The following is an 11,698-nucleotide window of genomic DNA, read 5'->3' as shown; positions in this document are numbered from 1 at the left end:
CCCGGAGCAGGGTCGTACGCGGAGAGACGGGGGTCACCGTGAAGCAGCGGCACGTCAAGAAGATGCTGCGGGACATGGCCGAGGGACGGCCGGTCGAGGTCGCCAGCAGGCGGGGATCGATGACCGCGCTGGCCCGGCTGGCCCACCTCGCCGAGCAGTTCGGCTACCAGTACGCGGACGCGTGGCAGCCGGGGACCGGGACCGAGGGGCTCCGCATACGGATCGTGCCCGATCCCCGGCCCGAGGCGCGGGCGCGGGCCGCCGTCAACCGGGCGCGGTACCCCGACGCCGTCAACGGGGGGCCTCGGCCGCCGCTCGACCCCGCCGCCGTCGAACTCCTCGCGCTGCGGATCAAGTACGACCTCTACAACGAACTGACCGGCAAGCAGAAGCTCGCCATCGCGGTCCCCGTCCTCACCGTCATGGCCGCCGCCATCGCGTTCCGGTTCGGCTCGGACCGCACGGTCCTGCTCCTCACCGGCGCGGGGTGGGCCGCGCTCGTCGGACTCGCCGTGGCCGGGGCCCGCTCCTCCGGCCGGTTCCGTGACCAGCACGCCGCGACCCTGCGCGCCGCCGGGTTCACCGGTGTGACCGACGCACACGGGCGGCTGCGGTACGTACCGCCCGGCGGGCAGCTCCCCGGACACGGGAACCCCTTCACCGCGGCGCCCTGAACGCCCCGTACGGTCCTCTCATCCGCGCTCCCAGCACGGTGAGAGCAACGTTCCTTTCCGGTCACCCGCCGCCACGGTGCCGAAACGACGCCTCCCTACCTTCGGGTCTCAGCCGCGCCCTGACCCCAGGCCGGCCCCGGAGCACCGTGGAGGCGACATGCCAGGACCGAGCACGACGAGCCCGCCCACCCGTACGCCGAGCCGTGGGGGCCGGTGGATCCAGGAGTGGGAGCCCGAGGACGAGGCGTTCTGGCGGGAGACCGGTGAGCCCGTCGCCCGGCGCAATCTGTTCTTCTCCGTGCTCTCCGAACACATCGGGTTCTCCATCTGGACCGTGTGGTCGGTGCTGGTGCTGTTCATGGGGCCGGAGTACGGGCTGACCCCCGCCGACAAGTTCTTCCTGGTGTCCATGGCCACCCTGGTCGGCGCCGTCGTCCGGGTCCCGTACACCTTCGCCGTCGCCGTGTTCGGCGGGCGGAACTGGACCGTCGTCTCCGCCGCCGCGCTGCTGATCCCCACCGTCGTCGCGTTCGCGGTGATGGAGCCCGGCACGTCGTACACCACCTTCCTGGTGTGCGCGATGCTCGCCGGGATCGGCGGCGGGAACTTCGCCTCTTCCATGACCAACATCAACGCCTTCTTCCCCCTGCGGAAGAAAGGATGGGCGCTCGGACTCAACGCCGGCGGCGGCAACATCGGCGTCCCGGTGATGCAACTCGTGGGCCTCGCCGTCATCGGTGCCGGGGGCGGGCCGCGCGTACTGCTCGGGATCTACCTCCCCTTCATCGTGCTGGCCGCCGTGCTCGCCGCGCTCCGCATGGACAACCTCACGGCCCTGCGCAACGACACCGGCGCCGCCGGGGACGCCGTACGCGACCCGCACACCTGGGTCATGTCGTTCCTCTACATCGGCACCTTCGGCTCGTTCATCGGCTACAGCTTCGCCTTCGGGCTGGTGCTCCAGACGGAGTTCGGGCGTACGCCGCTCCAGGCCGCGTACGTCACCTTCATCGGCCCGCTGCTCGGCTCGCTCGTCCGGCCGCTGGGCGGCGCCCTCGCCGACCGGTACGGCGGTGCCCGGATCACCCTGTGGAACTACGTCGGCATGGCCGCCGCCACCGGTGTCGTCCTGACCGCCGGTCTCCAGGGCTCGCTGCCGCTGTTCACCGGGGCGTTCATCGCCCTGTTCGTGCTCAGCGGGCTCGGCAACGGGTCGACGTACAAAATGATCCCCGGCATCTTCCAGAACAAGGCGCTGGCCCTCGGGCTCGACGGGGAGGCCGCGGCGGCGTACGGACGGCGGCTGTCGGGGGCCTCGATGGGGCTGATCGGGGCGGTGGGCGCGCTCGGCGGACTCGGCATCAACCTCGCCTTCCGCCAGTCCTTCCAGACCGCCGGCTCCGGCACACGGGCCTTCGCCGCCTTCCTCGTCTTCTACGGGCTCTGCTCCGCCGTCACCTGGGCCGTATACCTTCGCCGGCCCGCCGCGCGGACCGTGGACCGGGCCGCCGCCGGGCCGAAGGCACAGCTCAGCCATGCCGAGGTATGACGTAACACCGGTGACATCCACCCGATCCGAGCCTGTCACGCGCCGTTGACAGGCTCCTTCGGCACAGGAGCCGCCCGGACCCCGGCGGCGGAACCGGTGACACCCCGACGCGGGAAGCCGCGGGAACGAGAGCCATGGACGACGAACAGCAGCCACGTGGGCACGGCGCGCTCGCCGGGTTCACCGTGGGAGTGACGGCCGCCCGCCGGGCCGACGAACTGGGGGTCCTGCTCCGGCGCCGGGGCGCCGCCGTGCTGCACGCGCCCGCCCTGCGCATCGTGCCGCTCGCCGACGACCGCGACCTGCTCGCCGCGACCGAGGAGCTGATCGCCCGGGTCCCCGACGTCGTGGTGGCCACCACCGCCATCGGATTCCGCGGCTGGGTCGAGGCCGCCGACGGCTGGGGACTCGGCGAGCCGCTGCTCGGCGGGTTGCGCGGAGCGGAACTGCTCGCGCGCGGACCCAAGGTCAAGGGCGCCATCCGGGCCGCCGGGCTCACCGAGAAGTGGTCCCCGACCAGCGAGTCCATGGCCGAAGTGCTGGACCGGCTCCTCGGCGAGGGCGTCGAGGGCCGCCGTATCGCCGTCCAACTCCACGGGGAGCCGCTGCCCGGGTTCGTGGAGGCCCTGCGGGCGGCCGGCGCCGAGGTGGTCGGCGTCCCCGTCTACCGGTGGATGCCGCCCGAGGACATCGCGCCGGTCGACCGGCTCCTGGACGCCACCGTCTCCCACGGGGTGGACGCGCTCACCTTCACCAGCGCGCCCGCCGCCGCGTCCCTGCTCTCCCGCGCCGAGGACCGCGGACTGCTGCCCGCCCTGCTCACCGCGCTCCACCACGAGGTGCTGCCCGCCTGCGTCGGACCGGTCACCGCGCTGCCGCTCCAGGCCCGCGGCGTCGACACCGTCCACCCCGACCGCTTCCGGCTCGGCCCGCTCGTCCAACTCCTCTGCCAGGAACTCCCCGGCCGCGCCCGCGCCCTGCCGCTCGCCGGGCACCGCGTCGAGATCCGCGGCCACGCCGTCCTGGTCGACGACGCGCTGCGACCCGTACCGCCCGCCGGGATGTCGCTGCTGCGCGCCCTGTCCCGCCGCCCCGGCTGGGTGGTCGCCCGCGCGGACCTGCTGCGGGCGCTGCCCGGCTCCGGCCGCGACGAACACGCCGTCGAGACCGCGATGGCCCGGCTGCGCACCGCCCTCGGCGCCCCGAAGCTGATCCAGACCGTCGTCAAACGCGGCTACCGGCTCGCCCTGGACCCCGCGGCGGACAGCAAGTACGCCGACCCGGCCCAGCCGATCTCCACGGGGACTTCCTCCGGCCGCGGCGGGCAGGCACTGTAAGGGGGACGCACGGTTCCCCTGCACGGTGACGCTGCCTTCGGCAGCCCCTAGGCGGTGACAGGCACATGGCACTGCGTACGGCGACGGAGACGACGACGGCCCGGCCTCCCTCCCAGTCCCCGGCGGCTCTTTCCACGCCGACCGGCCCCCTCGCCCCCAGATTCGACGTGGGACGGCCCTGCCTCGGGCTGCTGGCGACCACCCATCCGGCCGAACGCCTCGGCTCACTGCCCGAGTTGGGCGACTGGATCGCCCGCTCCCGGCTGGTACCGCCCGGTACGGTGCTGGCCCACGCCGACCCCACCTGGCCGGCCGCCTTCCGCGAACTGCGCTTCCACCTCGACCGGTTGGTACGGGCGGCCCTCGCGCCCGGCACCGTGCCCGCGGACCGCGCCGCCGCCTCCCTCGCCCACGTCAACGTCCTCGCCCGCGCCGCCGCGCCCCCGGCGCCCCGGGCCGTACGCGCCGCCGACGGCACCCTCGTGAGGGAGCTGGCCGGGCCACCGGAGTGTGCCGCGCTGCTGGCCGCGCTCGCCCGGGACGCCGTGGAACTGCTCACCGACCCGGCCGCGCGGGCCGGACTGCGGCAGTGCGAGGGCGACAACTGCCCCGTCGTCTACCTCGACACCTCCCGGGGGCGGCGGCGCCGCTGGTGCTCCAGCGAGGTGTGCGGCAACCGGGAGCGGGTGGCCCGCCACCGCCGGAGAGCGGCGGCCACACCCAGGTGACCCCACCGAGCCGTTCCTGACGGCCGGTTCCTGACGGGCCGGCGGCGTCTGATGGGCCGGCGTCTGACGGGCCGGTTCGGGCCGGGCCGGGCCGGTTCGGGCCGGGCCAGGTTCTCGGCGGGCCGGTCGGTCCCCGCCGGGGTGATTTACGCAACAACCTTGCGCCACAAGCCCGTTGGAGCGGACCCCCTCGCCGCCCCCGCCCCCCTGGGCATTGTGCGGGAAATGTAAAGCCCACGCGGCGGGAATGTGCGCTCATATCCCCGCTCGTGCCCTCACCCTGCGGAAATCTGCAACCCCTCTTTGAACACCCGCCCCCCGCTCTCCGTACCCGGTGTCGAGCGACCGACTCGGGGGAACCCCCGGACACCGGAGGTGGGCGTGCGCAAGGATGCGGCCGTGGCCAATGAACGTGGATCGAGGGCCCGACATCGCATGTCCCAGCCCTCGGAACCCGACGAGGAGCTGATGCGCGCGCTGTACCGCGAGCACGCCGGACCCCTGCTCGCCTACGTCCTCCGCCTCGTCGCCGGCGACCGCCAGCGGGCCGAGGACGTCGTGCAGGAGACGCTCATCCGTGCCTGGAAGAACGCCGGTCAGCTCAACCGAGCGACCGGTTCGGTACGCCCCTGGCTGGTGACGGTCGCGCGCCGCATCGTCATCGACGGCCACCGCAGCCGGCAGGCCCGGCCGCAGGAGGTCGATCCGTCGCCGCTGGAGGTCATCCCCGCGGAGGACGAGATCGACAAGGCGCTGTGGCTGATGACGCTGTCGGACGCGCTCGACGACCTGACCCCGGCCCACCGGGAGGTGCTTGTCGAGACGTACTTCAAGGGGCGTACCGTCAACGAGGCGGCCGAGACCTTGGGCATACCCAGTGGCACGGTGCGTTCCAGGGTGTTCTACGCCCTGCGCTCGATGAAGCTGGCACTGGAGGAGCGGGGGGTGACGGCGTGATGAACACTTACGGGGGGTACGGAGCGGGGGGTCCGGGTATGTCTGGCCCTATGCAGCAGGGAACAGCGGGCCCGAACGAGCACGAGACGGTCGGAGCCTACGCCCTCGGGATCCTCGACGACGCGGAGGCGACCGCGTTCGAGGTCCATCTCGCCGGCTGCGAGTGGTGCGCCCAGCAACTGGACGAACTGGCGGGCATGGAGCCGATGCTGGCCGCGCTCGCCGATCTGCCCGGCGCCGGTACGCCCGCGATCGGGGAGTCCCTGTCCGCCAGGCCCTCGCCGCGGCTGGCGGAGAAGCTGGTGGACGAGGTCGCCGAGCGCCGGGCGCAGAAGCGGCGACGGTCCTTCTACCTGGTGGCCGCAGCCGCCGCGCTGATCGCGACGGGCCCGTTCGTGGCCGTGGCCACCAGCGACGGCGGTGACGACGGCGGCGGGGGCGGCCCGGGCTCCAGCCAGGTCGAGGCGGCGGGCCCGGCCGAGAGCGCCTTCGAGAAGATGCCCGACCGGGCCACCGCGACCGACCCCACCACCAAGGTCACCGCCACCGTCGCCATGCAGGAGAAGGCGTGGGGCACCGACGGGGTCCTGGAGCTGAAGAACGTCAAGGGCCCGCTGAAGTGCTCCCTGGTCGCCGTCGGCGAGAACGGTGAACGCGAGTCGATGAGCACCTGGTCCGTCCCGAACTGGGGCTACGGCATCGAGGGCGCCCAGCGGGAGCAGGCCAGGAACCCGCTCTACATCCAGAGCGGCGCCGCCTTCAAGCCCGGCGAGATCGACCGCTTCGAGGTCGTCACCCACGACGGCAAGAAGCTGGTGGAGATCGACGTCTGAGCCGAACAGCGGTCTACTGAGCCGTACAGCGGTCTACGAGCCGTACAGCGGCCTACGGAGACGAACAGCGGTCTAGGGAGACGAATAGCGGTCTACGGAGCGGTACAGGGTTCACGGAGCCATCCAGATGGTTCACGGAGCCAAACAGAGGTTCACGGAGCCATACGGGGTCCGTTCGGTGTGATCAGCCGGGCGGGCCCGTAGCCTTGAGGTGTTCGTTTCGCGTACGGTGGACGGCTGCCCAGCACGTCAGAAGGGGGCCCGGTGGCCGCACAGGCGCAACAGGAATCCGCGCTCGACTCTCTCAGAGATCGCGAGATCGGTGTCGAACAGGAGCACCTGGACCGGGTGTACCGGCGCCTGGAGGAGAAGATCCATGAAGCCGAGTCGCTGATGCGCGACGCGGGCCGGGGCGGCCAGGTCGGCACCCCCGGCTCGCTCGCCGAGCGCGACGCTCAGGTCTACCGGGCCGGCGTCCACCTCAGCCGGCTCAACAACGAGTTCGAGGACTTCCTCTTCGGCCGGATCGACCTGCTCCTCGGCGAGGACGGCAAGAAGGGCCCCGACGGCGCCTACACCGCGATCGAGCCCGCCGAGGGCGCGATCCGCCCCGATCTGACCGCCGACATCGCCGAGACCCTGCACATCGGGCGGATCGGCGTCCTGGACGAGGAGTACGCCCCGCTGGTCATCGACTGGCGGGCCCCGGCCGCCGCCCCGTTCTACCGCTCCACCCCGGTCGACCCCGGCCGGGTGGTGCGCCGCCGGGTGATCCGCTCCAAGGGCCGCCGGGTGATCAGCGTCGAGGACGATCTGATGCGCCCGGAGCTGACCGCCTTCCTGGACGGGCACCCGCTGCCCGTGATCGGCGACGGCGCCCTGATGGCCGCCCTCGGACAGGCCCGCGGCCACACCATGCGGGACATCGTCGCCTCCATCCAGGCCGAGCAGGACCGCGTCATCCGCGCCCCCGCCGCCTCCGTGACCTATGTCGAGGGCGGCCCCGGCACCGGCAAGACCGCCGTCGCCCTGCACCGCGCGGCCTACCTCCTCTACCAGGACCGGCGGCGCTACGCGGGCGGCATCCTGATCGTCTCGCCGACCCCGCTGCTGGTGGCGTACACCGAGGGCGTGCTGCCGTCCCTCGGCGAGGAGGGCCAGGTCGCCATCCGCGCCCTGGGCTCCCTGGTCGACGGCGCCGAGGCCACCCTCTACGACTCCCCGGCGGTCGCCCGCACCAAGGGCTCCTCCCGGATGCTCAAGGTGCTCCGCAGCGCTGCGCGCGGCGCCCTGCAACAGGGCCCCGACCACCCCGCCCCCTCCTCCGGCCAGCTCTCCTTCGGCCTTGAGGACGACGAGGCCCAGGGCGAGGGGAGCGGAGCGCGTACGGCCGTGCCCTCCGGGGCCCCCAACCGGCTGCGGGTCGTCGTCTTCGGCCGCCGCCTGGAACTGCAGGCCGCCCGGCTGGACCGCATCCGGCAGGCCGCCCTCGCCGGTACCGCCCCCGTCAATCTGCTGCGCCCGCGCGCCCGCAAGCTGCTCCTCGACGCGCTGTGGGAGCAGTCGGGCGGCCCCGGCCGGCACACCGACCCGGAACTCGCCGCCGAACTGCGTTCCTCCTTCGACGAGGACGTCACCACCGAGGACGACTTCATCGCCTTCCTCGACGCCTGGTGGCCGGAGCTGACCCCGCGGCGGGTGCTCGCCGCCATGGCCGACGAGCGGCGGCTCGGCCGCTGGTCCCGCCGGGTCCTCAGCCCCGGGGAGGCCCGCCGGGTCGCCCGCTCGCTCCAACGCGACGGGCTGACCGTGCACGACATCGCCTTGCTCGACGAACTCCAGGCGATCCTCGGCGCCCCGGCCCGCCCCCGCAAGAAGCGCGACCTGGATCCGCTGGACCAGCTCACCGGCCTGGAGGAGCTGATGCCGGTGCGGGAGGAGTCGCGGCGCGAGCGCGCCGAGCGGCTGGCCCAGGAGCGCACCGAGTACGCGCACGTCATCGTGGACGAGGCCCAGGACGTCACCCCGATGCAGTGGCGGATGATCGGCCGCCGGGGCCGGCACGCGACCTGGACGGTGGTCGGCGACCCGGCCCAGTCCTCCTGGTCCGACCCGGAGGAGGCGGCCCAGGCCCGGGACGAGGCGCTGCCGTCGACCGGCGGCTCCGGCCGCTTCTCGCGGGGCCGCCGCTTCGAGCTGACCGTGAACTACCGCAACCCGGCCGAGATCGCCGACCTGGCCGCCAAAGTGCTGGCCCTCGCCATGCCCGGCGCCGAGTCCCCGTCGGCGGTCCGCTCCACCGGGGTCGTCCCGCGCTTCACCGTCGTACGGGAGTCCCTCGGCCGCACGGTCCGCGCGGCGGCCGAGCGGCTGCTGGCGGAGGTGGAGGGGACGGTGGGTGTGGTGGTCGCGATGAACCGGCGCCAGGAGGCCCGCCGCTGGCTCGCCGGGCTCGGCGACCGGGTGGTCGCCCTCGGCAGCCTGGAGGCCAAGGGCCTGGAGTACGACGCGACGGTGGTGGTCTCCCCGGCGGAGATCGCCGACGAGTCCCCGGCCGGTCTGCGGGTGCTCTACGTCGCTCTGACCCGGGCCACCCAGCAGCTCACCGTGGTCTCCGCCGACCGCGACCAGCCGGACGCCGACGGGGTCCCGGATCTGCTGCGCGAGTGACCCGAAGGTGAACTTCCGCTACGGGAATGGCGCCAGGGCATCGGTTTGTTAGCCTTGACGTGGCACCGGCCCGATCCAAGCCCCCGGGCCCAACCTTCGTCGCTACGAGCGACCACTTGCCGCGAGGCGAGCATGGCGGGTCGGTGTCATCAGAACGTGTGAGAAGCATGTGAGAGTCGAGCGAGCCGAGAGGCCCACGTCCGGTGTGACGTGGGCCTCCTTCGTTGTCCTCCGGTAGCCGTTGTCTTTCGGCCACTGAATCTCGTATGGTGGAATTCATTTTCCAAAAGTGTGGCCTCAGGTGTCTGTCCCCGTCCGTCCCCGAACCCCCTCGCGCATCTGTCCGTGAACTAAATGAGCGCAATCGAGGGCGGCTGGCACGTACTCGGCGGTAGGTGCGACGATCGGACGGCACGAATCGGCGACACCGTGAAAGCAGAGGAAGTCGGCCATGGCAACGGCGCCCAGCGTCTCCTACTCGATGACCATCCGGCTGGAGGTGCCCGCGAGCGGAACCGCCGTCTCGCAGCTCACCACCGCCGTGGAGTCCTCCGGAGGCTCGGTGACCGGCCTCGACGTCACCGCGTCCGGTCACGAGAAGCTCCGGATCGACGTCACCATCGCGGCCACCTCGACCGCGCACGCCGACCAGATCGTGCAGCAGTTGCGCGGCATCGAGGGCGTCACCCTCGGCAAGGTCTCGGACCGTACGTTCCTGATGCACCTCGGCGGCAAGATCGAGATGCAGTCCAAGCACCCCATCCGCAACCGTGACGACCTCTCCATGATCTACACGCCGGGTGTGGCGCGGGTCTGCATGGCGATCGCCCAGAACCCCGAGGACGCCCGCCGGCTGACCATCAAGCGCAACTCGGTCGCGGTCGTGACGGACGGATCGGCCGTGCTCGGCCTCGGCAACATCGGCCCCAAGGCCGCGCTGCCGGTCATGGAGGGCAAGGCGGCCCTGTTCAAGCGGTTCGCCGGCATCGACGCCTGGCCGCTGTGCCTGGACACCCAGGACACCGACGCCATCGTGGAGATCGTCAAGGCGATCGCCCCCGGCTTCGCCGGCATCAACCTGGAGGACATCTCCGCCCCCCGCTGCTTCGAGATCGAGGCGCGGCTGCGCGAGGCCCTCGACATCCCCGTCTTCCACGACGACCAGCACGGCACCGCGATCGTGGTGCTGGCCGCGCTGACCAACGCGCTGCGGGTGGTCGGCAAGGGCATCGGCGACGTACGGGTCGTCATGTCCGGGGCGGGCGCGGCCGGTACGGCCATCCTGAAGCTGCTGCTCGCGGCGGGTGTGAAGAACGCCGTCGTCGCCGACATCCACGGTGTCGTGCACGCCGGCCGCCCGGACCTCGCCGACCTCGCCGTCGACTCGCCGCTGCGCTGGATCGCCGAGAACACCAACCCGGAGCACCTCACCGGCACCCTCAAGGAGGCGGTGCGCGACGCGGACGTCTTCATCGGGGTCTCCGCCCCGAACGTGCTGGACGGGGCCGACGTGGCCGCCATGGCCGAGGACTCCATCGTGTTCGCGCTCGCGAACCCGGACCCCGAGGTGGACCCCGCGATCGCCCGTCAGACGGCCGCCGTGGTGGCCACCGGGCGCTCCGACTTCCCCAACCAGATCAACAATGTGCTGGTCTTCCCGGGTGTCTTCCGCGGTCTGCTGGACGCCCAGTCCCGCACGGTGAACACCGACATGATGCTCGCGGCTGCGAAGGCCCTCGCGGATGTCGTCACCGAGGACGAGCTGAACCCGAACTACATCGTCCCGAGCGTCTTCAACGACAAGGTCGCGGGAGCGGTCGCCGGGGCGGTGCGGGAGGCCGCGAAGGCGGCGGCGCAGACGGCGTCGTAGGCTGGCGGGGCGGAGCGGGGACTGCCGGCGGGTGCCACGACGGATTCGACGCGTTCGACGCGTTCGACGCGTTCGACGTGTTCGACGAGGCGTGGCATCGCTGTCACAGGCCCCTGCCCCGGTGTGTCAAGGAGTCCGGCGTGTCGGCGAACCCGGCGCGTCGCGGAACCGGCGGGCGTCGACGGCGCTCTAGGGTGTCGCCAGGCTCAGCCCTCTTTTCGTGTGACTCCCCAGGGTGTTCTCACGACAGGCGGGGGTGCCGGATTGGCATTCCCGCCGCAGGTGGGGGCAGGATGCGTCTCTGGGCGCGAGCGTCTGACGACGGACCCGGGTCCAGGGATCGTCCGAGGACCATGGCAGCATCGGCTTCGCTGTGCCCGATATGCGGCTCCGCCGCGTGGCACGCCTCAACGGCAAGATGAACACGGGAGTAAGAACATGAACCGCAGTGAGCTGGTGGCCGCGCTGGCCGACCGCGCCGAGGTGACTCGCAAGGACGCCGACGCCGTGCTGGCCGCGTTCGCCGAGACCGTCGGCGAGATCGTCGCCAAGGGCGACGAGAAGGTCACCATCCCCGGCTTCCTGACCTTCGAGCGCACCCACCGGGCGGCGCGCACCGCGCGGAACCCGCAGACCGGTGACCCGATCCAGATTCCGGCGGGCTACAGCGTGAAGGTCTCGGCGGGCTCGAAGCTCAAGGAAGCGGCCAAGGGCAAGTAAGCCCGTCCCGCAAAGCCACACCGGGCGTTGCGACAGACGCCGATGGGGCGGTCACCCGGCATTCGGGTGACCGCCCCATCGGCGTACTTGTCTTGAGGCGACGAGGTGACGAGGTGACGAGGCGACCAGTGGCCCGGGCGGCGGGCGGCCAGGCGGGGGACCAGGGCGACGAGGGCGACGAGGGCGGCCAAGGCGGTCCGACCCGGCGCCCCAGGCCGGGTGGCCCGCCCGGCGACCTCGGATGGCCCAACAGGGCGGTGTGGGGTGGCCCGACAGGGCAAGGCCGGGTGACCCGACCGGACACCCGCGGCGGGCGCCTCCGCACAGGGCCCGCACAGGCCCCGCACAGGGCCCGCACAG

General features: G+C 72.4%; 9 protein-coding genes. All 9 read left to right on the top strand.

Features of this window, described 5'->3' with window-relative positions; all coding sequences use genetic code 11:
• Positions 1–38 precede the first annotated feature (38 nt).
• Entirely contained in the window at positions 39–674 is a 636-nt protein-coding gene (locus ACIQNG_RS07435) for a hypothetical protein (protein WP_401482988.1), read from the top strand.
• A 157-nt stretch (positions 675–831) separates the two neighbouring features.
• Positions 832–2,223: a nitrate/nitrite transporter gene (locus ACIQNG_RS07430; protein ID WP_401482987.1), complete on the top strand. Its 1,392-nt coding sequence runs from the start codon at positions 832–834 to the stop codon at positions 2,221–2,223.
• Between the two features lie 134 nt (positions 2,224–2,357).
• The gene (locus tag ACIQNG_RS07425) at positions 2,358–3,560 is read left to right on the top strand and encodes a uroporphyrinogen-III synthase (protein ID WP_401482986.1); all 1,203 of its coding nucleotides are present in this window, start codon (positions 2,358–2,360) and stop codon (positions 3,558–3,560) included.
• A 65-nt stretch (positions 3,561–3,625) separates the two neighbouring features.
• The gene (locus tag ACIQNG_RS07420; RefSeq protein WP_401439177.1) at positions 3,626–4,288 is read left to right on the top strand and encodes a CGNR zinc finger domain-containing protein; all 663 of its coding nucleotides are present in this window, start codon (positions 3,626–3,628) and stop codon (positions 4,286–4,288) included.
• 435 nt (positions 4,289–4,723) lie between these two features.
• Positions 4,724–5,245 (top strand): sigma-70 family RNA polymerase sigma factor, encoded by a 522-nt coding sequence (locus ACIQNG_RS07415; protein ID WP_010039908.1) that lies wholly within the window; start codon positions 4,724–4,726, stop codon positions 5,243–5,245.
• A gap of 50 nt (positions 5,246–5,295) precedes the next feature.
• On the top strand, positions 5,296–6,078 hold the full coding sequence (locus ACIQNG_RS07410) for an anti-sigma factor family protein (protein WP_401439180.1): 783 nt from the start codon (positions 5,296–5,298) through the stop codon (positions 6,076–6,078).
• Between the two features lie 264 nt (positions 6,079–6,342).
• Positions 6,343–8,748: a HelD family protein gene (locus ACIQNG_RS07405; RefSeq protein WP_401439182.1), complete on the top strand. Its 2,406-nt coding sequence runs from the start codon at positions 6,343–6,345 to the stop codon at positions 8,746–8,748.
• A 451-nt stretch (positions 8,749–9,199) separates the two neighbouring features.
• Positions 9,200–10,618 (top strand): NAD-dependent malic enzyme, encoded by a 1,419-nt coding sequence (locus ACIQNG_RS07400; RefSeq protein WP_401439185.1) that lies wholly within the window; start codon positions 9,200–9,202, stop codon positions 10,616–10,618.
• 438 nt (positions 10,619–11,056) lie between these two features.
• Positions 11,057–11,338 (top strand): HU family DNA-binding protein, encoded by a 282-nt coding sequence (locus ACIQNG_RS07395; RefSeq protein WP_007382399.1) that lies wholly within the window; start codon positions 11,057–11,059, stop codon positions 11,336–11,338.
• Positions 11,339–11,698 lie beyond the last annotated feature (360 nt).

The sequence above is a fragment of the Streptomyces sp. NPDC091377 genome, from assembly GCF_044757045.1.
Taxonomy (GTDB): domain Bacteria; phylum Actinomycetota; class Actinomycetes; order Streptomycetales; family Streptomycetaceae; genus Streptomyces.
Note: the sequence above shows the minus strand (reverse complement) of the source record. Positions and strands in the feature narration are given on the sequence as shown.